Here is a 22165-nt window from a genome sequence, read left to right on the forward strand (position 1 = left end):
ACATATTATATTATGATCATAATATAAAGAGGAGAAAGCCATGGATCTTCCGGAACGCGTCGACCCGCGCGAACTGGCTCTGCAGATGATTACGCCCCGGCGGCTTGCCCCGCGTGCCATTCCGCTTCCCAAAGGTGCGAACCGTTTTTCCGTGGCGCATGAAGGCGGCCTCGTCGCCGGGTGGCGCTGGGGCCAAGGCGAGCTGGTGCTCCTGGTGCATGGCTGGGAAGCCTCCCATGTCGACATGCTTGCCTTCGTCGAACCCTTGCTGGCGCGCGGCCTTGGCGTAATTGCAATCGATCTGCCCGCCCATGGCGTGTCCGAGGGCGTGTCGGCGACCATTCCGCACATGGCCAGGGCCGTGGCCGCCGTCGGCAAGGCCTGCGGGCACCTGCATGGCGTGATCGGCCATTCCGTCGGAGGGCCGGTCCTGACCGTCGCACTCGCCGGAGGGCTGGATGCCGGGCGGGTCGTCCTGATCGCCTCACCAGCCAATTACGGCCGTCAGATGCGGGCTGCCGCGATGGCCTCGGGGGTCGTCGACACCATGGATCTCGCCCACATGGCAGACGAACTCATTCGCCTGGGCACCGAACTGCCGATCATGGACCTGCCCAGTTTCGCCGAACGGTTGACGCAGCCAGCCCTTCTCATCCATTCCGGCGATGATCGCGTCGTCGCCATTAGCGAAGCCCGCGAGATCGCCAGATATTGGCGGGGATCGCGATTGATCGAGATGGATGGACTTGGCCATGGCCGCATTCTCGGCGATGCTGGCGTGATCGGCCACGCAGTGGATTTTCTGGCGGCGCGATTCCTGGTGGGAGACGAGGCTGTTCATGCGCTATGACAAGGGGCACAAGGACGAGACGCACCGGCATATTCTTGAAACCGCCGCGCTGCGTCTGTTGCGCGATGGCATCGACGGCACCGGCATTGCGCCGTTGATGGCGGATGCGGGCCTGACCCATGGCGGTTTCTACAGCCATTTCGCCTCGAAGGATGCCTTGGTTCGCGAAGCCGTCACCCATACGCTGACCCAACGGCGCGGCAAATTGCGCCGCTCCGCCGAACGCGCCGATGATCCGATCGAGGGACTGATCCGCTATTATCTGCGTCCCATCCACCGGGATACGCTCGGGCAGGGCTGCGCAATCGCTGCGCTTTCCGGTGAAATTGCGCGCCAGTCCGAGAAGACCCGGGCTGCCTTTACCGAAGAGCTCTTCGGCAGCATCGGCGTGATCGCGGATCATCTGCCCGGTGGCGATGCCGAAGCGCGCCGCAGCACTGCGCTCGCCATCATGGCCCTGCTGGCGGGAACGCTGCAGCTTGCACGCGTCGTCCCCGATCCCGAACAGTCCAACGCGATCTTGGAGAACGGCGTCGAGGCGGCGCTGAAACTGGCTCGTGGCCCTGCCGTGGGCGATAAGGAAATCGGCGGGAAATAACCCTCTTCGTGTCGGCCTCTGGCCGTCATCGAACCCAGCCCAGCTCTGCCAGCAGCAGGCGGGCGAGTTCCTCGGGTGAGCGGTCGTCCGTCTCCAGCCTTATCGCTCCGTTGTCCGCCTCTCCTGCCATGCGCTGTGCCTGTGCCAGCGTGCGCTCGAGCTGGTCGTCCAGTCCTGATCCGATTTCGCGCTGAATGAGGCGCTCGGTCAGCGTGGTTCCGTTGGCCTGCAGGCGCACGACGGTGATGCGCGCATCGGGAATGGCGGCAAGGATCCAGCGCCGGGCGAAGTCGAGATGCAGCATCACGCCCGACATGATCAGGCGCCGATGGCCGAGAGCGCGATAGGTCGCCCAGATCGCCGCCAGATTGAGCGTGCTGATATCGAGCGTGCCCGGACGCAGGCGCTCCAGGTCCGCTCGGCTTGGGCGCGGATACACCCTGTCGAGTTCGTCCGTCTCCACGATGGCATGGGCAATGCCGGCTGCCGCCAGTTGCCTCCCGACTTCCCAGGTCAGCGTCGACTTGCCGATCCCCGCGGGACCGGTGATCACTACGATGTTGACGGGATCGGGCGCGATGTCATTGGGCATGAGGCTTGGCATAGTCCTGGCGGGTCGAGATGGTGTCTTACCAAGTCACCAAGATGCTGACGCCTCCGTACCTTGAACACCTGATGATTTTCGATTCCAAATCATGAGAAGGAACCAAAAGTCATCCCCGACGCCTCTTGGCATCAGACTGGAATGCGCACAATCGCCCTCAGGCCGCCCAACTGGCTGGTGGCAAGGGTGATGTCGCCGCCATGGAAGCGCGCGATGTCGCGCGCAATGGCGAGGCCGAGGCCGGTGCCGCCATGATCCTGGTTGCGGGCCTCGTCCAGCCGGAAGAAAGGCTTGAACACGTCCTCACGGCTTTCTTCGGGAACGCCGGGCCCGTCGTCATCGACGGTAACGATGAGATAGCGCTGCTCGCGCACGCCGGTGATGAGGATGGTCCTGGCAAAACGCTGGGCATTGGACACCAGATTGGTCAGGCAGCGCCGGAATGCGTCCGGACGCACCACCACGATGGGATCGCCCTGGAAGCTGACCCGTGCGTCCTGGCCCTGGCGCATGGCATTGGCGCGCAATTCCTCCAACAGGGCGGCGATGTCGGTGGCTTCGGCTTGCTCGGCCGCATCGCCGCGCGCGAAGGCGAGATAGGCCTCCAGCATGCGGCTCATCTCGTCGACGTCTTTCTGCAGGTCCTCATATTCGGGACTGCTTTCGTCGAGCAGGGCCAGCGAGAGTTTGAAGCGGGTGAGGATGGTGCGCATGTCATGCGAGACGCCGTTGAGCATGGCGGTGCGCTGTTCGAAGGCGCGCTCGACACGCCGGCGCATTTCGATGAAGGCACTGGCCGCCTGGCGCACCTCACGCGCACCGCGCGGACGGAAATTCTGGACATCGCGCCCCTTGCCGAAATCCTGCGCGGCATTGGCGAGCTGCTGGATCGGCCGAATCTGGTTGCGCAGGAACAGGATCGCCACCGTGATCAGGATCAGCGAAGAGCCGAGCATCCAGAGCAGATAGATATAGGAGTTGGAGGCGAAGGTCTGGCTGCGACGGGCAAAGACACGCAGCACGGCATCGTCGAGCTTGACGCGGATCTCGACGAAGTCCGAGCGGCCGACCGTATCGATCCAGAAAGGCAGGCCGATGCGCATGCGGATCTCGTCCGACAGCGCCTGGTCGAGAATGTCGAAAAAGGGGCGGGCGCCGCGTGGCGGCAAATCCTCGAGTGGACGAAACTCGATACCGAGTGCGAGCTGCTTTTGGGCCACCAGTTGGAGCAGGTCTGTCGTGTTCTTGTCATGGGGCATTTGCTGGTAGAGCTCGACGATCGCCGCGATGTCCTTGGTGGTGGCGGCCGACAGCCGCGCCGTCACGCCCTGCCAATATTTTTCCATGAACATATAGGTGACAATGGCCTGCAGCAGCACCATCGGCGTGATGATGATCAGCAGCGAGCGGGCATAAAGGCCCTTGGGCATGCGGTCGCCCAGCGCCGAAAGCACGCGCCCGGGACCAGCAGAGAGTTCACGCACCCTGGGCCAGGCAATGCGTGCGGCCTCGGAGACCCCGGACAGGCATTTGCGGAGCAGGGCCCCGGCAAATTGAAGGGCCGGCAGACGAGGCTCCATCACATGTCGACCATCAGGCGGTATCCGGTGCCGCGTACCGTCTGCAGATAGACGGGATTGCCCGGATCCCTCTCGATCTTGCGCCGCAGCCGATTCACCTGCACGTCGACCGTGCGTTCATTGGCGATGTCGGCGGCGGGGCCGGCGAGTGCAAGCCGATCGACCGTCTCGCGCGGAACTTCGACCAGCAGGCGCAGCATGTCGCGCTCGCGTTCGGTGATGCGGACTGTCTCGCCGCCCTGCTGGAGTTCGCCGCGCGAGACATGAAAGGTGAAGTCGCCAAAGGTGACGATGTCGCTCGCCGGTTCCGCCGGTGGCGGAGCAACCGCCCGTTTCAGGATGTTGTTGAGGCGCAGCAACAACTCGCGCGGCTCGAATGGCTTGGGCAGATAGTCGTCGGCGCCGATCTCCAGGCCCTTGATGCGATCGTCCGGATCGCCGCGCGCCGTCAGCATCAGGATCGGCACGCTGGAACTGCCGCGGATCCAGCGGGTCAGATCGAAGCCGTTCTCTCCCGGCATCATCACATCGACGATCATCAGGTCGAAGGTGAACGCCTCAATGCGCTGGCGGGCGCTGGCGGCATGCTCGGCCGTGGTTACGCGATAGCCATGCTCGCCGAGATAGCGCGAGAGCAGCGTACGGATGCGGCTGTCGTCATCGACCAGCAGGATATGGGGGGCGTCGTCGGGAAGGACGGCAACCTTGTTCATTTCTTTTCGCCCCGAATCTTGTCACCTCTGGTGACATTGCCGTGGATGAGCCGAGCGACTTCCGCCCGCCCGTCCGGATCGACCATGGCGAACAGGAAGCGTTGCGCCAGTTCGGGACCGGTCAGGCCGGCTTCGGAGAGCGCCCGCGCGATGCGTTGGGATTGAGTCGTTGCCAGCTCGACGGCCAGTTGCTTGCCTTTCACCGTGGTGGTCAGCAAGCGTTGGCGCCGGTCCTCCCGGCCTTCTCGCTGCAGGATGAAACCCTGGTCGACCAGGTCTTTCAGCACGCGGGCCAGCGACTGCTTGGTGATCTTCAGAATATCCAGCAATTCGGCGACAGTAAGATCCGGATTGCGGTCGACGAAATGCAGCACGCGGTGGTGGGCCCGCCCAAAGCCATAGGCTTCGAGGGCATGATCGGGATCCGCGACGAAATCCCGATAGGCGAAGAAGAAAAGTTCGATCAGCTCATAAAGCGGAGGCTCGCCCCGCTCGGTTTCCGAGCGAGGGGCGGGGGTAGGCGAGAACGAGAAATTTACGTCAGTCATATTGACATATTTTCGTCAGATCATTACGCAAACGGGGCTCACGGCGAAAGGATGTTCCGCAAGGGCGGGTGGAGACCTCAACGCGTGAAGTGCGGTGCCGTTTCCGGTACGAAACATAAGGGGATTTGGCCCCCGACGCAAAAGCGACGGTTGTTCTTATCCAGCCACGTCCCGAGCGGAAAAAGATGCTCGCGGCGAACGGAACAGTTTCCGCAACTGCCCGCCAATGGCTATAACATTGCGGTCATCAAGGTGTTTTGCGATCCGGCGGAGTTGCCGACAATTGCAAGGATACCTCGAGGCAAGGAGTTGGAGCAAACGAGCGCTCGGACATGAACGCGCTTTGCTCCAAAGCGTTTTGCGATTTGATGGAGTTGTCCAAAATCGCAAAGACGCGTCGAACTGAGAGTGAGAGCAAACAAGCGTTTTCGACAAAACGCGCTTTGCTCCAAAGCGTTTTGTGATTTGACGGAAGCGTTTCAAATCGCAAAGACGCGTCGAACTGAGAGTGAGAGCAAACAGGCGTTTTCGACAAAACGCGCTTTGCTCTAGGAAGCGCGAGGCGCTGGAGGATTTGTCATGTCGATGTTGCCCTTCGATCAACGCGATGGCTTTATCTGGTTTGATGGCCAGATGCTGGCCTGGGGCGATGCCAAGCTTCATGTTCTGTCGCATGGGTTGCATTATGGCGGCGCCGTCTTCGAGGGCGAGCGGTCCTATGGCGGCAAGATCTTCAAGTCCTCCGAACATTCGGCGCGTTTCCGCCGTTCGGCCGAGATTCTCGACTTCGCCATTCCTTATTCTGTCGAGGAACTCGATGCCGCCAAGCAGGCCGTGCTCGACAAGAACGGCCTGAAGGACGCCTATGTCAGGCCGGTCGCCTGGCGTGGCTCGGAAATGATGGCCGTGGCCGCCCAGCATGCCACCATCCATACCGCGATTGCGGTGTGGGAATGGCCGAGCATGTTCGACATGGCGACCAAGATGAAGGGCATCCGCCTCGACGTGGCCGAATATCGTCGGCCCGACCCGCAGACCGCGCCCTCGCTGTCGAAGGCCGCCGGCCTTTACATGATCTGCACCATCTCCAAGCATCGCGCGGAGCGTCGCGGCTATGCCGATGCCCTGATGTATGACTGGCAGGGCCGCGTGGCCGAATGCACCGGCGCCAATGTCTTCTTCATCCAGGACGGCAAAATCCACACGCCGATCGCCGACTGCTTCCTGGATGGCATCACCCGCCGCACGGCGATCGATCTCGCCAAGGCTCGCGGCCTGGAAGTGATCGAACGGCGCATCATGCCGGACGAGCTCGGCAGCTTCAGCGAGTGCTTCCTCACCGGTACGGCCGCCGAGATCACGCCGGTCTCAGAGATCCTCGAGCATCGCTATACGCCCGGCACCATCACCCGCACGCTGATCGAGGATTTTAATCAGGCCGTGCGTCCGGAGAGCCAGTCGGCCGCGGCCTGACCGGGCTGAGATCAGCGAGACGAAGCAGGGAGGCAGGCCCACAGGCCTGCCTTTTGCGTCTATGGTGCCGTAAGGAACGAAACCTGTTGCGGTGGCAACAGCGACAGCCTCGCCGCCGTGCTGGAATAGATGAGGTTGCGGCCAGGATGGGAGCGCGAGCGATGCGGGCATTTCGGCATCTGACCCTAGGGGCTGTCACGGCACTGGCATTCGCTGGCGCTTTCGCGCCGGCTGTCGGCATTGCACGGGACCGCTCGCAAATATTGCGTCTGGCGCCGCTTCAGATCATGTGCATTCGGGCACCATGTCCCTGGGGCGAGATGGCAATCAGATCAGTGGACGCTACCGATTCGCCGCACCCGCTCTATCGAGGGTCGTTGCCCAGGCTGCAGGCAAGGCCCGCCGATGCGGCCGCGATCCGTCGCGCCTGGCGGCAGCGGGCCTGCCTGATCGTCCGGGGCAGTGTGGAAAAGTCCGGCGCCGGCGCGGGGGCGAGCCTGCGCGTATCAAGCATCTTGCGGCGATGCTGAGAGCCTGACGCATATTCCCAGGGCCTGCGGGAGATACCGCTCCATCTGTTCGCACCGGCCTAGCCCGATGGAGTTGCCGGCCAGGCCATCCGCAGCCTTGCGCCGCGCCACCTGACCGGCAAATCCGACTGAACGCCTTCCGCCGCTTTACGAGGCGTCGACCAGCGCCATGGCTTCCGGCATGTAGCGTTCGCCGCGGACGTTGGCCAGCGGCATGGCCGCATCGATGGCGGCAAGGTCTGCTCCGCTGAGGGCAATCCCGGCGGCGGCCGCATTGTCCTCCAGGTGAGGCAACCGCCGTGCACCTGGGATCGGCACGATGAAGTCCCCCTGGTGCAGTATCCACGCCAGGGCGAGTTGAGCCGGGGTTACCCCCTTGCCGTCGGCGATAAGGGAAAATTCGGCCAACAGGCGCTGATTCGCCTCCATGTTGTCTTCCTGGAAGCGGGGCAGGGATTTACGCCAGTCGTCGGCGGCGAGCGTGCTGTGATCCCGAATCGCGCCGGTCAGCAAGCCGCGGCCCAGCGGGCTGTAGGGCACGAAGGCGATGCCGAGTTCCCGGCAGACCGGCAGAACATCCGCCTCGACATCGCGGCTCCAGAGCGAGTATTCCGTCTGGACGGCGGCAATGGGATGGACGGCATGGGCGCGTCGGATGGTCGTCGCGCCGGCCTCCGACAGGCCGAGGGCCTTGACCTTGCCCTCTCTCACCAGATCCGCCATGGCACCGACCGTATCCTCGATCGGCACGGCGGGGTCGACGCGATGCTGGTAGAAGAGGTCGATGGCCTCGATGCCCAGGCGACGAAGAGAGGCCTCGGCGACGGCGCGCACATGTTCGGGACGGCTGTCCACGCCGATGATGCGGTCCCGATCCTGGCCTTCCGGCGCAATGCGGAAACCGAATTTGGTGGCGATGACCACCTTGTTCCTTACGTCCTTCAACGCCTTGCCGACGAGCTCTTCGTTGGTGAAGGGCCCATAGACCTCCGCGGTATCGAAAAGGGTGATGCCAAGATCCACGGCGCGATGCAGCGTGCGGATGGCATCCGCCTCGGCTTGGCCGCCATAGGCAAAGCTCATCCCCATGCAGCCGAGGCCGATGGTGGAAACGTTGAGGTTTGAACCGAGCTTGCGTGTCTTCATGGGACGATCCTCCGTGGTGGCGGGGACCATGTACCCAAATACAATGTTCGATAATCCATGCTTTTATGAACGGCTTGTTCTATATGGCTTAACAATGAAGCGAGCCGACTTGCCTGCCCTCGTCATTCTCGCGGCCGTGGCCGATCAATGCAGCTTTCGTGCCGCTGCCCGCAAACTTGGCATGTCGGTCTCCGCCGTCAGCCAGGCGATCACGGGCCTCGAGGAAAGTCTCGGCGTGAGGCTGCTGACTCGCACGACGCGTAGCGTCGCCCCGACCGTCGCAGGGGAGCGGCTGTTGATCCAGTTGCAGCCAGCGCTTGCCTCGATCGAGGAGGCGCTCGATCAGGCGAGCGCCTCGCAGGCCGATATCGCCGGCATGCTGCGTTTCAGTGCACCACGCGCGGCCGTGCAGTCCGTGCTACTGCCGCTGGCATTGCGGTTCATGCGCCGATATCCGGCAGTGACCGTGGAAATCCTGGCGCAGGATGCCTTCACCGATATCGTGGCGTCGGGGGTCGACGCCGGCGTCCGATTCGGTGAAAGCCTGCATCAGGACATGATCGCCGTGCCGCTCGGGGGTCCGCTGCGCTTTGCCATCGTCGGGGCGCCCAGCTATCTGAACGGTCGTCCTAGGCCGGAGCTGCCCGCCGATCTCCACGATCACGATTGCATCCAGCGTCGCTTCACCGATGGCTCCCTCTATCGCTGGGAACTCGAACGGGACGGCAAGGCGATCGAACTGGCCGTGACGGGCAGCCTGATCGTCAACGACGATGCGCTGATGCTCGATGCCGCCCTTGCCGGTCAGGGGCTGGCACTGCTGATCGAGGGGCTTGTTGCCGAGGCGCTCGTGCAAGGCAAGCTCGTGCGCCTCATGGAGGATTGGTGCCCAGCCTTTCCGGGGCTCTTCCTCTATTACCCGAGCCGGCGCCTGATGCGCCCGGCCTTGCGTGCCTTTGTCGATTTCCTGAAGACACAGGCCTAACCGAAGCCGTTACAGTTTGGCGTAATGCAGCACGGCCACGCCGCAGGGGAAGGGGCGGGCGTCGATGAGCCTGAGCCGGGTCGTTTTGCGAAGCTCGCCGAGAACTGCCTTGCCGCTGCCGAGCAGAGCCGGATTGACGATGAAATGGAACTCGTCGATCAGCCCGGCCTCCGCCAGGGACGACACCAGGATGGGGCCGCCATAGACGATGATGTCCTTGCCGGGCTCCTGCTTGAGGCGGGTGACCTCCTCGGAGAGGCCTGACCTGGCGATTTCGGTATTGGCCCAGCGCGTCTCCGTCAGCGTGCGGCTGAACACGACCTTGCGCATGTCGCCGATCGCCTTGGCGAAACTTGACTGGAGGCTGGCGGAATCCTCCGCAACCGTCTGCCAATGCTGGTGAAAGCCTTCCTCTGCCATCACGCGGCTGAGCAAGATACAGTCAGAGGAAAAGTTGAGATCGTGGTGGTAGCGGCGCAATTCCTCATCCCAGCCCCAATCCGGTGCCCAGTTCCACACCATCCAGTCATTGATGCCATCCTGGCTCGAACTGAAGCCATCGGCGGAGATCTGCATTTCCAGCTTGAGCTTGCGCATGGCCTGGCCTCGCTGTGGGAGAATTTCAGGGCGACACCTCGGCGAGATAGGCTTCGAGCCTGTCGAAGCTCTGGTTCCAGCCCTCACCATGGCCGTCCCGCGAGGCGAGGGAGGTGAAAATGGCCTGGTGAAAGCGCATCAAGGTCTCGCCGTTCTCATCCTTGAAGGTGACGGTGACGATGGTCTCGGGGCCGGGATTGCCGTCGTCGCCTTCCCAGGCATGGGTGAAGACGAGGCGGGCAGGCGGCTCCACCTCCAGATAGGTGCCGCGAACCCAATGATCCGTGCCATCAGGCGCATGCAGGCAGGTGCGGTAGAAGCCCCCGGGATTGCAGTCGAACTGGTCGGCGGTGGCGCTGAAGCCCTTCGGCCCGGGCCAGCGGGCGAGGTGCTGTGGGTCCGTCCAGGCCCTGAACACCAGTTCGCGCGGCGCCTTGAACAGGCGGGTGATGACGAGTTCGTGCTCGCCGGCCGCCGGGGCAGCCTGGGTGTGGCTAGTCATGTTTGTCGTCCTTGTTGTTTCCGCGGGCCTGGAGTTCGGCGAGATAGTCGTCGAGACGGTCGAAGCTCTCGTCCCAGAAGCGGCGATAATGCTGGACCCAGTCGAAGGCTTGCCGCAGCGGCTCGGCCTCCAGCCGGCACGGGCGCCATTGCGCCGTACGGCCGCGGCTGATGAGGCCGGCCTTCTCCAGGACCTTGAGATGCTTGGAGATGGCGGGCTGCGTCAGCGTGAAGGGCTCCGACAATTGCATGACGGTTGCCTCGCCCCGGGCCAGCCGGGCCAGGATGGCCCGGCGGGTCGGATCGGCGAGGGCCGAGAAGGTGTCGCTGAGATGATCGGGCATCGTATATAGCCATATGGTTAATTAACCTAATGGCTATATACGATATCTAGGGACGAGGCGTCAAGGTTGATTTGTTCTGTGTTTGAAAGGGCGGGTCCTGGTTAGGGCGCGCGACCCCTCACCCCCTGCCGGGATCTCTAGTCAACTCAAGAGAGTTGACGACACCCGCAGGGGGATGAGGGGTGATACGCGGCCTAGAAAGAAGGGGCTGGATCGCCTCAGCCGGCCTTCACCCGCAAGAGCCGCAGTGCATTCAGGGTGACCAGCACGGTCGCGCCGGTATCGGCGAGGATGGCCGGCCACAGGCCGGTGATGCCGGCGATGGTGGTGACCAGGAACACCGCCTTCAATCCGAGCGCCATCGTGATGTTCTGATGGATGTTCGTCATGGTCCGCCGCGACAGCGTGACCATGCTGGCCACGTCGCTGACGCGCCCATGCAGGACGGCGGCGTCGGCCGTCTCCAGGGCGACGTCGGTGCCGCCGCCCATGGCGATGCCGATATCGGCCGCCGCCAGCGCCGGCGCATCATTGATGCCGTCGCCGATCTTGGCCACGGTCAGTCCCTGCGCCTTGAGTTCGTTGACGATGCGCTGCTTGTCCTGCGGCAGCAATTCGGCATGCACTTCCAACCCGAGTTTGCCGCCGATGGCCTGGGCGGTGCGGGCATTGTCGCCGGTGAGCATGAGAGTGCGCACGCCGGCAGCACGCAGGGCCGACAAGCCGGCGATGGCATCCTCGCGTGGCTCGTCGCGCATGGCGATGAGGCCGGCCGGCGTGCCGCCGGCCAGGAGCACCGAGACGGTCTTGCCTTCCTGGTTGAGGGCCTCTATGCGCGCGGTGATTTCGGCGGAGAGTGCCGTTTCACTCGCCGCGGCCTTGGGCGAGCCGAGGAAGAGCGCGAGGCCGTCGATGCTGCCGGTCACGCCCTTGCCACCGAGCGCCTTGGAGTTCGTGGCAACGGACGTGAGGATGTTCTGTTCGGCGGCCTTGGCCAGGATCGCGGTGGCGAGCGGGTGGCTGGAACCGGCTTCAAGGGCCGCGGCCAGCCGCAGCACCTCGGCTTCCTGGCGGCCGAGCGGCACGATGTCGGTCACCTTGGGCTTGCCCTCGGTGAGCGTGCCCGTCTTGTCGAAGGCGGCGGCGGTGATCTTGCCGACGGTTTCGAGCACGGCGCCGCCCTTCATCAACAGGCCGCGGCGCGCGCCGGCCGACAGCGAGGCGGCGATCGCCGCCGGCGTGGAGATGACGAGGGCGCAGGGGCAGCCAATCAAGAGGATCGCCAGGCCCTTGTAGATCCATTCGTTCCAGGAAGCGCCGCCGATGAGGGGAGGCAGGATCGCCACCAGGGCGGCCACCACCACCACGCCCGGCGTGTAGTAGCGCGAGAACCGATCGATGAAGCGCTCGGTCGGCGCCTTGCTTTCCTGGGCTTCCTCGACCAGCTTGACCACCCGGGCGATGGTGTTGTCGGCGGCGGTCGCCGTCACGCGGATGCGCAGCGCCCCGTCGCCATTGACGGTGCCGGCGAAGACGGTGTCGGCGGTCTCCTTGCGCTTGGGTGTGCTCTCGCCGGTGACCGGTGCTTCGTCGATGGAGCTCTCGCCCGAGACGATGACGCCGTCGGCGGGAATGCGGTCGCCCGGCCGCACCAGGATCACGGCGCCAACGGCGAGGGTTTCGGCCGGAACCTCCTTGGTGCGTCCTTCTTCTTCGAGAAGAGCGGTCTTCGGCACCAGGCTGGCGAGAGACTGGATGCTCGCGCGTGCCTTGCCGGCGGCGACGCCCTCCAGCAATTCGCCGACCAGGAACAGGAAGACCACGGCGGCGCCTTCCTCGGCCGCCCCGATGATCACCGCGCCCACTGCGGCGATGGTCATCAGCATCTCGATGGTGAAGGGCATGCCATAGCGAGCCGCGACGAAGGCGCGCCGTGCGATCGGAATGAGACCGACCAGCATGGCGATCTCGAAAGACCAGACCGCGATCGAAGGGAAGAGGTGTCCGATGCCATAGGCCGCTACCAGCGCGATGCCGGCGGCGATGGTGAGCACGCCCTTGCTGGAGCGCCACCACGGGCCGGAGGAGGGGGCATGATCATGACCATGCAGGCCGGCGAGGGTCGGGGCCTCGCCCTGGGCGCCGTGATCGTGCTTGCTGTGGTCGTGTCCAGCGTGATCGTGTCCGGCATGATCGTCATGGTCGTGGTCACCGTGATCGTGCCCCGCATGATCATGGTCGTGACCAGAGCAGGCGCCGTGATCGTGATCATGCTTATGATCGTGAGCGGGCTTCGCTCCCACGGCCGCCGGCGTCGAGGCACTCAGGGGCGAGACCTTGTAGCCGAGGCGGCGGACCCTGTCCTCGACGACGCCGAGATCCTGGCCGTCGCCATGCTTGACCGTCATGGTGCCGGCCGTCACCGAAACCGAGACGTCCTCCACGCCGGTGACGCCGCGTACGGCCTTGTCGATCTTGCTGGCGCAGGAGGCACAGTCCATGCCCTCCACGCGGTAACGGGTCTGGCTTGCAGCGATTGCCATTTCGAGTCTCGCATTTCGAATGGGTTGTATCTTCTGCAAAGGGGACTACATCCTCTAGTGGCTAGAGGAGCAAGCGGAAAATGAAGCTTTCAGGCGTGGCGATCGGCGAGGCGGCCAAACGTAGCGGCGTCAAGGTGCCGACCATCCGTTACTACGAGCAGGTCGGCCTGCTGCCGGCGCCGCCGCGCACCGATGGCAACCGGCGTCTCTACGAGGCAGCCGATGTGCGCCGGCTCGCTTTCATCCGCCATGCGCGGGAACTCGGCTTCGAGGTCGATGCGATCCGAACCCTGCTCGATCTGCAGGACAATCCCGGCCAGTCCTGCGCGGCGGCCGATGCCATCGCCCAGGCTCGCCTCATCGAGGTGGAGCAGCGCATTGCCAGCCTGCAGGCGTTGAAGGTGGAGCTGCAGCGCATGGCGGAAGGCTGCCGCCACGGCCGCGTCGACGAATGCCGCGTGATCGAGATCCTGGCCGATCACGACAAATGCCTGCATGTGCATCACTGAGCGCGGCGCGTCCCGGCGCCGCAGCGCTTTCTCAATGAGCGATCTCGTCATGCCCCCTGCGCCAATAGGCGACGATGAGATGCTTGTGCTGGCGCAGGCCGCGCTCGCCCAGAAGCTGGGCGCGCAAAGTGCGGAAAGCCTGGTATTCGCAGCCCACCCAGGCATAGAGGCGGGAACCGTCGCCGGGGAGAGCGGTGCGGCTGACCGCATCGACCAGTAGATTCGTGGTGCCGGCCGGCGCGCCGTTGCGGAACAACCATTCGATCTCGATGGCCGCTGCAAAATCGAGCTGCTGTATCTCGCTTTCGTCGGCGACCTCGATGAGGGCCTTGCCGCGCGCGCTTGCGGGCAGGCGCTCCAGCATGCGTCCGATTGCCGGAAGCGCGGTTTCGTCACCCACGAACAGATACCAGTCGGCCTCTGCCAGGCCGCCGCCGCCCGGGCCGAGAACGCCGACCTCCTCGCCCGGCTTCACGCTTTCCGCCAGGATGGAGCCCGGGCCAGCATCGGCATGGCGCACGAAATCGATATCGAGCGTACCCGCCGCAACGTCGAGCGAGCGCACGGTATATTTGCGCAGGCTGGGTTTGCGATCGGGATCGGGCCAATGGATCAGCCCGTCCGGACCGACGCTCGGCCATTGCGCCTCGGACAGGTCGGGGTGCTGGGCGAGGATGTTGAGATGCAGTGCCTCCATAGACTGATAGCGCGAGACGTCACTGGCGGAAAAGGTGATACGGCGCATCCGAGGCGTCACATCCTTTACTCCGATCACCCGGAAGATCTGGAAGTTGGGAGGACGTGAGATCTCCGTGCCATCCCCAGTCCAGGCGATGGCGGGCCGGCGGCCCTGGGCAAATTCCAGGATATGCGAGGCTACGGCCTGACGGATGAAGTAGAGTTCCTCGAGACTCTCCGCCTCGGTGTCGACCAGTGTGGCTGGGCCGGTCTTCGAAAAGCGGGCCTGGGCGCCGCGGAAACGAAGGATATGGGCGCCCTCGCGCTGCTCGACCGCCGCACCATGTTCGATGAAATGCTCGCAGAGCGGCCCGATCACCGCTTCGGGGTCAGGCAATTCGATGCGGGCCTGGGCGACAAAACGCTTCATGGGTTTGCCTTCTGGTGTTGATGGGTCGGGGGGATGCCTGAGCGGTTGCTCCGCTCGACCACACCGTCGACCATGATTTGTAGCCGTCCCTGCGAACAGTGCTCCACCCGAGCCTCGACGTCGTAGACATCGGCCAGCATGCGCGGGGTGAGGATTTCGTCAGGCGGTCCGGCGCCATGGAGCTTGCCCTGGCGCATGACGATGAGGTCGTCGGCCCATTGCGCGGCCAAGGCGAGATCGTGCAGCACGGCCACCACGATGCGCCCACCCGCGGCATAGTCCTTGATGCTGCGCATGATGAAATATTGCCGCGACAAATCGAGTGCGCTCGTGGGTTCGTCGAGCAGCAGCACGGGCGGTGCGCAGGCGATGGCTTGCGCCAGGCTGGCCACCTGCTTCTGTCCGCCGGAGAGCCGGTCGAGCGGCAGGGAGGCGAGATAGGGCACGCCGAGACGGGTGAGGACATCCAGCGCCTGCTCGGCATGCGAGCCTGCGCCTTCGCCCGCCTGGGCGACCCGTAGGGTCGCGATCACCGTTTCCAGCACGCTGAGGGAGACGTCGAGCGGCAGGGCCTGCGGCATGAAGCCGACCAGCCTCGCCCGTGCGGCGGGGCTGATGCGGGTGAGGTCGCGCTCGCCCAGCGCGACCTCACCGCGCATGCGAATGAGATGAGCCATGGCGTGCAGCAGGGTCGACTTGCCGGCACTGTTGGGGCCGACCAGCGCCACCAGCCGCCCCGGCTGCAGGGGGGGCAAAGTGAGATCGGCGATGATGTCATGCCCGCCATAGCCGGCATGAAGCCCGCGCACGACGAGTGTGGGGGTATGATCCGCTTTCATCGGCCTTTCCCCAGCGTTCGCAGCACCAGGGTGAAGAACACGGGCAGGCCGATCAGCGCTGTCACCACGCCGACGGGCAGCAGCAAGCCAGGTATGATCAGCTTGGTGACGATGGAAGCGACCAGCATGACCAGCGCTCCCACAGCCATGCTGGCGGGCAGCAGGAAGCGATGGTCCTCGCCGACCAGCAGCCGCGCGATATGCGGGCCGACCAGGCCGACGAAGCCGATCACGCCGACGAAGGCCACCGCGGTGGCCGAGAGCAGGCCGACGCGCAGCAGCGATCCCAGCCGCAACCTGGCAATGTCGACGCCGAGGCTGCGGGCGCGTTCCTCCCCCAGGCGCAGCAGCGTGAAGCGCGAGGAAGCCGCCAGCGAGAAGGGAATGCTGACGGCGAGCACGACGGCCAGGATCAGGGTGGAGCCGGCATCCGCGCGCACCAGGCTGCCCATGCGCCAGAAGACGAGCTGCTGCAGGGCATCGGTCGAGGCCATGAATTGCAGCAGCGACAGCAGGGCTTCGGCCGACAGGCCGATCGCGATGCCAAACAGGATCAGGGTCTGCGGACTGGCGCCGCGCCAGCGGGCGAGCACGTGGATCGCCCCCAGCGAGAGGACGGCGAACAAGAAGGCATTGGCCGAAACCATCCAGCCCGCCGGTAACCCGGGCAGCGACAGGCCCAGCACGATCGCCACCGCCGCGCCGAGAGCGGCGCTGTAGGACACGCCGAGCGTGAACGGTTCGGCGAGGGGATTTCCGAGCACCGTCTGCATTTCCGCACCCGCCAAGGCAAGGGCGGCGCCGACCAGCAACGCCATCACGCTCGTCGGCAGGCGGACCTGCCAGACGATAACCTGGATGGGGCGGGCCACTTCGTCCGTGCCGAACAGAGCCGCCAACGTGTTGTGCAGGCCGACACTGGACGGGCCGACGACGAGGTCGATCGAGAAGGCGGCGAGCCCGAGTGCGATCAGTGTAAGGACCAGGAGCAGGCGGCGGCGCTGGCTCGCGCGATAGTCGGTGAGGGCGGTGCGGCCGGAGCCATCGGTGGAAGGGACGGGGCTCATGGCGCCGACGGACCCGTCACAGGTCTCGCATCGATCCAGAAGGTTCCCTCGATCGGGGCTGCCAGGAAGCTCCGGTTGATCTCGGCCAGGGTCTGCGCCGGGTCGAGATCGGCGAACAGCTCCGGATGCGTCCATTTCGCCAGGCATTCGACCGCCAGGATGTTCAGGGCCGAAATGGCGACCTGGTGCGACAGGCCATAGGCGCGGCCTTCACGCACGGCGCTGAGTTCGCCGAGGAGATTGCGCTGGACCACGGCGCGCAGGGAGGTGCGGGCTGTTTCCGGCTCGATGCCGGCGCCGAGAACGAGGCCGCCGCGCTTGGCCAGATGCGAGCCGCCGGTGCCGACATAGACTTTTGGATCGGCGGCCAGGACATATTCGGGGCTGAGCTGGCCATCATAGCCGGGAACGATGTCCGCGCCGAGTACGCGGCCGCCGGCAAAGGCCAGGTCATGCGTGATGGGATTGTCCGCACCGGGGGTGGAGCAGCATTGCAGGCCGGCATGGGCATCGACGAGGACCTGAGGCCAGGTGCCCCGGGGCTTCGTCTTCTCGCCTCGAAGTCGCTGTGCGATGGCGTCGTAGCGAGCCTTCAGGAAGGCCGCAAAGGCTTCGGCACGGGTATCCTGGCCGATGGCCCTGCCAAGCAGGCGGATCGAGGCGATGGTTGCCTCGCCGGCTCGCCTGCTGTTGCGGGGCGAGTCGAGAAAGATTACCGGCACGCCCGCGGCTTCGAGCTTGGCCGCGATCGCGTCCCAATCGGGCTGCCAGATGCTGACGACGAAAAGATCGGGCTGCGCGCCGAGGATCGCCTCGACCGAGCTGTTGGCGGGCGAAACTGCGCCGACCACGGCAATGTTGTCGATCTCGGGGAAACGGCGGCGAAAGGCATCGTAGAGGCCGCGATCGAAACGCTGCGGCGCGGCCCAGCCGGCCAGCTTGGAGATTGGCTGCGGATCGACGAGGGCCAGCGACAGCAGGACGAGGCTGTCATTGGTGACGATGCGCCTGGCCGGCTGTTGCAGGCGAACCTCGCGGCCGGCGGCGTCCGTCAGCCGGATCTCGGCTTGGGCCACCGATACCAGGCTCATGGCAGCCAGGATGAGGCTGCCGAGCAAGAGGAGGGTCATACGCACGCGAGCCACCATTCCGGTGACTGCGGCCTGCGGTTCGGTGCGGTAGAGCTCTGCGATCATCACCATGTGTATTTCAGATTCGCGGTGATGGCGCGTGCCGCACCGTAATTGCAGCTGCCGCCGGTGATGTTGAGGCAGTGCGAGACATAGGTCTTATCGAACAGATTGGTGACATTGACCCGGAAAGTGGCGCCCTGCAGGTTCTTGCCCAGAGTGCCGAGATCATATTCGGCACCGAGATCGACCAGCGCCCGGCCGGGAATGCGCAGTTGCGGGAGATATTTGGCGTCGGTCTGGTAGGAGGAGGTTGCGCGCATGCCAGCGCTCAGGGACAGGCCGGGCACAATGCCGGGGCGATAGAGAGCCCACAGGCTGGCCTGGTGCTCGGGCAGCCGCAGCATTTCCCGGCCACGCTCCACCGCATTGGTAGAAGATAGCACCTTGGAGGCCGAATAGGCGTAGGAGGCCATCACCTGGAACTGGGGCGAGAAATCGTATTTCCCTTCCAGTTCGATGCCGCGAACGCGCTGTCGGCCACTCTGAACGGAGAAACGAATATCGCGCGAGTCTGGTGTCAGGGCATTATCGGTCGTGAGCTGGAAGGCTGACACGCTCACCATGGCCCCGCCGCCAGGCGGTTCATATTTCAAACCGACTTCGTACTGCTCTGCCGTCAGTGCCTTGAATGGCGCCTTGTCAAGGCTGGAACCAAGCAACGGCAGGAAGGAGGTCGAGTAGCTCGCATAGGGTGCCAGCCCATTATCGAACAGGTAGGTTAGCCCTGCGCGCCCGCTCAATTGCCTGTCCTTGGTGGTAACAGGTGCCTTACCTCCGGGCATGCGGTCTTTCGTATCAATCTGGGAGATGTCGTAGCGCAGGCCGAGCGTTGCGACCCAGCGGTCATAGCGGACCTGGTCCTGGATGTAGGCGCCGACTTGGTTCTGTGTCTGCAGGCCGGAGCGCTGAAGCGGGGCCAGTGGGAACGGGCCATTGCCATAGACGGGATCGAGGATGTCGATCGGCCGTGTCGGGCCGCTATTGCCGAAATTGGTCGACGAGATGCCATGCATATAGTCGAGGCCCGCCAGCACCGTGTGATCGAAGCGGCCGGTGGCAAATTTGGCCTCGATCTGGGTGTCGACCGTGAAGGCCGATAGCGTGTCCTGCGACATGGCAGTGACGCGGTCGAGGGTACGTCCGTCGGACTGCCAGGCAAAGGCGGGGTTCACCAGCACCAGTTTCATGCTCTGGTCGGAGCGGCCGTAGCGCAGGTTCTGGCGCACCGTCCAGGTGTCGTTGAAACGGTGCTCGAACTCGTAGCCCAGATGGAAATAGTCGCGGTGGAAGTGGCCCCAATCCGGCTCTCCAAGGAAGATGTCGCGCGGGATCTGGCCCTTGGGATTGCGCAGCAGCGTGCCCACGGCCGGATAGAAGCGCGGATTGAAGACCGGCCGATCATTCTGATAGTAGCCGTAAAGCGTCAGCGTGGTGTTCTCGTCGGGGCGCCAGCTCAGGCTCGGCGCGATCAGGAACTGCCGGTCGCGCTCATGGTCGATCTGGGTGTTGAGGTTCTTGGCCAAGCCGATCAGCCGATAAGACCAGGCGCCGTCGTCGCTGAGGGGGCCGGTGAAGTCGAAGGCGCCCTGGATGCCGCCGAAAGCGCTGGATTGCAGCGACATTTCGCGGCGGGCGGTGGTGAGCGGGCGCTTGCTGACCTGGTTGATGAAGCCGCCCGGCACCGTGCGCCCATAGAGCACCGAGGCCGGGCCCTTGATCACCTCGACCCGATCAAGCGTATAGGGGTTGATGGCGGGATTGGCGTAGGCGCTGGGATCGCCGGGCAGCACGAGCCCGTCGAGCCAGGTTGTGGCGTAGGTGTTGAAGCCGCGGATGTAGAGCCAATCATAGCGGATATCGTTGCCGTTCGGGTCCGACATCACGCCCGGCGTGTAGCGCAGTGCCTCGGCAACCGTATTGGCACCCTGCGCATCCATCTGTCCGCGCGTGACGACGCTGACCGCCTGTGGTGTTTCGATCAGGGGCGTATCGGTCTTGGACGCGCTCTTGTTGCGCTTGGCCACCACGCTCCGCTCACCGCTCGGGCCACCTGTCGCCTGGACGACGACCGGATCGAGCTCGATCGGTTGCGACGTCGCCGTGCCATTCTGCTGCGCCAGGGCGGCGGGCGCGGACACGCCATGGAGAAGGACGATGGTGAGCGTCAGCCCGGAGACGTTTGCAACCATACGCAATCGCAACACAAATTCTGCGCAGTCTAGATTCATTCTAAATTTTGAATTTCGTAACGATCCACTGGTAACGCTGCGATTGTATTCTAGTTTTGATCTATTCAAAAACATGCGAGGCCCAGGGAATTGACTTACTAGGTGAGTTTAATTATCGGCTATGGCATTGTTTCGTACTTGGCAATGTTAAGGTCTTTGCGCGACGATCTTAGATCTTTGCGCGCCGATGAAATCTTTGGTGACGGATGATCGCGGCGTCCCAAGCCCTGACTCTGGGGTGGAGAGATGCCGGACGTAGACGGAAGGCTTTGCCGATGAGCACAGTGTCAAGCCAGCGCGGGCAGGCTACCGGCGGCGAGCTCAAGGCCATTCGCGTGCGCGATTTCCTCGAAAGGGACCGGGTTGCCCTCGATAGCCCCGACAGCCGCCTGTCGATGGATGATATCCTGATGGAAGGCGAGTTTATGCACCGGGAATTGCGCCCGGGCCTGTTCCTGCATGGCGGCGATGTGGTCGAAGAGCACGCCTTTACGGTCACCTCGCACCTGCAGCCGGGCCTGTCCTGCATCTTCTTCGTGGACGGCAAGGTGGGGCTTGGGATCGGCGACCGTCATTTTGAGTTTCGGGGCGGGCCGCGCGGGGCGATGGAAGGCGTTGCCATCATGAGTACCACGCCCGAGATCTTCCGCAGGATCTCGCGGGAACGCCAGCATGTCCGCCATCTGGTCGTGTCCGCCTCGCCGGAATGGTTGCAGATCGAAGGTCTTGAAGCGGTGCATGGCGATGGGGTCGTGGCCGGGCTGCTCAAGGATCATCTGGGCGAGCATCGCTGGATGTTGACACCGCGCCTGGCCGAGCTGGTGCGGCAGGTCATGACGCCGACGGCCTTCGCGCCGGAACTGCGCAATCTCTATCTGGAGGGGCGCGCCGTGGAGATCGTAGCGGAGACCATCGCTGCGGCGACGCGGACGGATCGCGGCAAGCCCGCCAGCGGTGCTTTGGCTCGTCAGGATCTGGTCCGCCTGCGGCGCGCCAAGGATCTGATCGAAGCCCATCTGGCCGAGTCGCTCAGCATCGAGGCGATCGCCCGGGAGGCGGGGGTCTGCGCCAGCGGCCTGCAACGGCTGTTCCGGTTGGGGGAGGGCCATAGTGTCTTCGACTATGTGCGGCGCATTCGGTTGGAACATGCCCATGCCGCCCTGCTGTCGGGCGAGAAGAGTGTGCAGGAGGCCAGCGAGCTGGCGGGCTATGCCAGCCCGGCCAATTTCGCCACCGCTTTCCGTCGCCAGTTTGGTATCACTCCCCGCGAGGTGCTGGGCGCGCGACGGGCCCATTGAGGCCACCGGACCATCCATGAACCCGCCTGGTGTCAGGCGATCAGCTTGGCGCGCAGAAATGAGGCGAGCTGCTGTGTGGGATTGCTCGGTTCTTGCGCCAGGAACAGGCCGAAATAGGCAGCCGGCGGCGGTGGCAGGCGATATCGCGGCGCGAGGGTCTCGCAATCGGCCGGGAGCGTTTGCGGCAGCATCAGGCTGATGCCGAGACCGGCCCTCAGTGCCCCGACCAGCGCCGCGAAGGTGGTGACGTGGCAGGCGATCGTCCAGGCGATGCCGGCCTCGGCGAAGGCGACGGCCGTCCGATCCTGCCAGGTGCAGGATTCCTCGAAGGCAACCAGCGGTACCGGCTCGTCGACGGGCAGGTCGATCAGGCGGCTGCCACCCCAGACCAGCCGGCGCGACCAGTGGAAATGCGGTGACGACCCGAAACGGGAGGGGTCGGCGATGACGATATCGCAGCGACCGTCCCGCACCGCGAGGTCGAGGTCGGGGCTGTGGGCCGTCATCAGGTCGAGCTCGATCCGGGGGTGCTGCTGGCGGAAATCGGCCAGCAGCAGCGGCAGTTGCGTCAGCGCGAGATCCTCGACCAGTCCCAGCCTGATCCTGCCGGCCAATTGCTGGCCCTCGATCTGCCGCCGGGCATCGCTGGTCAGGGCGAGCAGGCGCCTGGCATAGGCCGCCAGTGTCTCGCCGGCCTGCGTCAGCGAGACGCCGCGCGAGGTTCTGTCGAGCAGTCTGGCACCGAGATCGCTTTCGAGCCGCTGCAATTGCATGCTGACCGCCGCCTGCGTCCGCGACAGCCGCTCGGCTGCCGCGCTGATCGTCCCGGTTTCGGCGGCCGCAAGCAGGGCACGCAAGAGATGGGGATCCAGATCCCTGGTCATAAATTATCCTGATATTGACATAATCAT

General features: G+C 64.5%; 21 protein-coding genes. 6 read left to right on the forward strand and 15 right to left on the reverse strand.

All coding sequences use genetic code 11. From position 1 onward, the window contains the following. Window positions 1-40: 40 nt before the first annotated feature. Both AB4037_RS03095 and AB4037_RS03100 read left to right on the forward strand, forming a co-directional pair. Complete coding sequence (locus AB4037_RS03095; protein ID WP_441770483.1) at window positions 41-850, forward strand: alpha/beta fold hydrolase; 810 nt, start codon at window positions 41-43, stop codon at window positions 848-850. Then, on the forward strand, window positions 840-1448 hold the full coding sequence (locus AB4037_RS03100; protein ID WP_441770484.1) for a TetR/AcrR family transcriptional regulator: 609 nt from the start codon (window positions 840-842) through the stop codon (window positions 1446-1448). Before AB4037_RS03095 ends, AB4037_RS03100 begins: the two co-directional genes overlap by 11 nt. 25 nt (window positions 1449-1473) lie before the next feature. Here AB4037_RS03100 and AB4037_RS03105 read toward each other — a convergent pair whose 3' ends face one another. The 4 genes from AB4037_RS03105 to AB4037_RS03120 form a co-directional block, all read right to left on the reverse strand. After that, window positions 1474-2040: a hypothetical protein gene (locus tag AB4037_RS03105; RefSeq protein ID WP_441770485.1), complete on the reverse strand. Its 567-nt coding sequence runs from the start codon at window positions 2038-2040 to the stop codon at window positions 1474-1476. A gap of 143 nt (window positions 2041-2183) precedes the next feature. Further along, on the reverse strand, window positions 2184-3578 hold the full coding sequence (locus tag AB4037_RS03110) for an ATP-binding protein (RefSeq protein ID WP_434959678.1): 1395 nt from the start codon (window positions 3576-3578) through the stop codon (window positions 2184-2186). A 53-nt stretch (window positions 3579-3631) separates the two neighbouring features. Then, on the reverse strand, window positions 3632-4345 hold the full coding sequence (locus AB4037_RS03115) for a response regulator (RefSeq protein WP_434957472.1): 714 nt from the start codon (window positions 4343-4345) through the stop codon (window positions 3632-3634). Beyond that, window positions 4342-4893: a MarR family winged helix-turn-helix transcriptional regulator gene (locus AB4037_RS03120; protein ID WP_434957471.1), complete on the reverse strand. Its 552-nt coding sequence runs from the start codon at window positions 4891-4893 to the stop codon at window positions 4342-4344. The genes AB4037_RS03115 and AB4037_RS03120 overlap by 4 nt, the downstream gene beginning before the upstream one ends. Before the next feature lie 579 nt (window positions 4894-5472). Here AB4037_RS03120 and AB4037_RS03125 point away from each other — a divergent pair. Continuing rightward, window positions 5473-6366, forward strand: coding sequence for a branched-chain amino acid aminotransferase (locus AB4037_RS03125; RefSeq protein ID WP_441770486.1), 894 nt, complete (start codon window positions 5473-5475; stop codon window positions 6364-6366). A gap of 677 nt (window positions 6367-7043) precedes the next feature. On the opposite strand, the gene AB4037_RS03130 is transcribed toward AB4037_RS03125, so the two are convergent. Then, complete coding sequence (locus AB4037_RS03130; protein WP_441770487.1) at window positions 7044-8042, reverse strand: aldo/keto reductase; 999 nt, start codon at window positions 8040-8042, stop codon at window positions 7044-7046. Between the two features lie 94 nt (window positions 8043-8136). Here AB4037_RS03130 and AB4037_RS03135 point away from each other — a divergent pair, with 94 nt between their 5' ends. Further along, window positions 8137-9027, forward strand: a complete 891-nt coding sequence (locus AB4037_RS03135; protein WP_434957468.1) for a LysR family transcriptional regulator — start codon at window positions 8137-8139, stop codon at window positions 9025-9027. Window positions 9028-9036: 9 nt separating this feature from the next. Here AB4037_RS03135 and AB4037_RS03140 read toward each other — a convergent pair whose 3' ends face one another. The 4 genes from AB4037_RS03140 to AB4037_RS03155 all read right to left on the reverse strand — a co-directional run bounded on the left by AB4037_RS03140 (window position 9037) and on the right by AB4037_RS03155 (window position 13012). Then, window positions 9037-9624 (reverse strand): dihydrofolate reductase family protein, encoded by a 588-nt coding sequence (locus AB4037_RS03140; protein WP_441770488.1) that lies wholly within the window; start codon window positions 9622-9624, stop codon window positions 9037-9039. Between the two features lie 25 nt (window positions 9625-9649). Continuing rightward, the gene (locus AB4037_RS03145; RefSeq protein ID WP_441770489.1) at window positions 9650-10126 is read right to left on the reverse strand and encodes an SRPBCC family protein; all 477 of its coding nucleotides are present in this window, start codon (window positions 10124-10126) and stop codon (window positions 9650-9652) included. Next, the gene (locus AB4037_RS03150) at window positions 10119-10469 is read right to left on the reverse strand and encodes an ArsR/SmtB family transcription factor (RefSeq protein WP_434957465.1); all 351 of its coding nucleotides are present in this window, start codon (window positions 10467-10469) and stop codon (window positions 10119-10121) included. Before AB4037_RS03150 ends, AB4037_RS03145 begins: the two co-directional genes overlap by 8 nt. A gap of 218 nt (window positions 10470-10687) precedes the next feature. Next, window positions 10688-13012, reverse strand: a complete 2325-nt coding sequence (locus tag AB4037_RS03155; protein WP_441770490.1) for a heavy metal translocating P-type ATPase — start codon at window positions 13010-13012, stop codon at window positions 10688-10690. An 80-nt stretch (window positions 13013-13092) separates the two neighbouring features. Here AB4037_RS03155 and AB4037_RS03160 point away from each other — a divergent pair, with 80 nt between their 5' ends. Continuing rightward, a complete protein-coding gene (locus AB4037_RS03160) occupies window positions 13093-13521 on the forward strand; it encodes a MerR family transcriptional regulator (RefSeq protein WP_441770491.1) in 429 nt (142 codons plus the stop codon). Between the two features lie 31 nt (window positions 13522-13552). Here the strand turns inward: AB4037_RS03160 and AB4037_RS03165 are convergent, their stop codons facing one another. Genes AB4037_RS03165 through AB4037_RS03185 form a run of 5 tightly spaced genes read right to left on the reverse strand, consistent with a single transcriptional unit; the run spans window position 13553 to window position 19917 of the window. Beyond that, on the reverse strand, window positions 13553-14629 hold the full coding sequence (locus AB4037_RS03165) for a DUF2218 domain-containing protein (RefSeq protein ID WP_441770492.1): 1077 nt from the start codon (window positions 14627-14629) through the stop codon (window positions 13553-13555). Continuing rightward, on the reverse strand, window positions 14626-15468 hold the full coding sequence (locus tag AB4037_RS03170) for an ABC transporter ATP-binding protein (protein WP_441770493.1): 843 nt from the start codon (window positions 15466-15468) through the stop codon (window positions 14626-14628). The genes AB4037_RS03165 and AB4037_RS03170 overlap by 4 nt, the downstream gene beginning before the upstream one ends. After that, entirely contained in the window at window positions 15465-16535 is a 1071-nt protein-coding gene (locus AB4037_RS03175; protein WP_441770494.1) for a FecCD family ABC transporter permease, read from the reverse strand. Before AB4037_RS03175 ends, AB4037_RS03170 begins: the two co-directional genes overlap by 4 nt. Continuing rightward, entirely contained in the window at window positions 16532-17737 is a 1206-nt protein-coding gene (locus AB4037_RS03180) for an ABC transporter substrate-binding protein (protein WP_441770495.1), read from the reverse strand. Before AB4037_RS03180 ends, AB4037_RS03175 begins: the two co-directional genes overlap by 4 nt. Next, window positions 17731-19917, reverse strand: a complete 2187-nt coding sequence (locus AB4037_RS03185) for a TonB-dependent siderophore receptor (protein ID WP_441770496.1) — start codon at window positions 19915-19917, stop codon at window positions 17731-17733. Before AB4037_RS03185 ends, AB4037_RS03180 begins: the two co-directional genes overlap by 7 nt. Before the next feature lie 314 nt (window positions 19918-20231). Between AB4037_RS03185 and AB4037_RS03190 the strand changes: the two genes are divergently transcribed. Further along, complete coding sequence (locus AB4037_RS03190; RefSeq protein WP_441770497.1) at window positions 20232-21254, forward strand: helix-turn-helix transcriptional regulator; 1023 nt, start codon at window positions 20232-20234, stop codon at window positions 21252-21254. Window positions 21255-21286: 32 nt separating this feature from the next. Here AB4037_RS03190 and AB4037_RS03195 read toward each other — a convergent pair whose 3' ends face one another. Continuing rightward, a complete protein-coding gene (locus tag AB4037_RS03195; RefSeq protein ID WP_441770498.1) occupies window positions 21287-22138 on the reverse strand; it encodes a LysR family transcriptional regulator in 852 nt (283 codons plus the stop codon). Window positions 22139-22165 lie beyond the last annotated feature (27 nt).

It is taken from the genome of Labrys sp. KB_33_2 (assembly GCF_052114505.1).
Classification (GTDB): Bacteria; Pseudomonadota; Alphaproteobacteria; order Rhizobiales; family Labraceae; genus Labrys.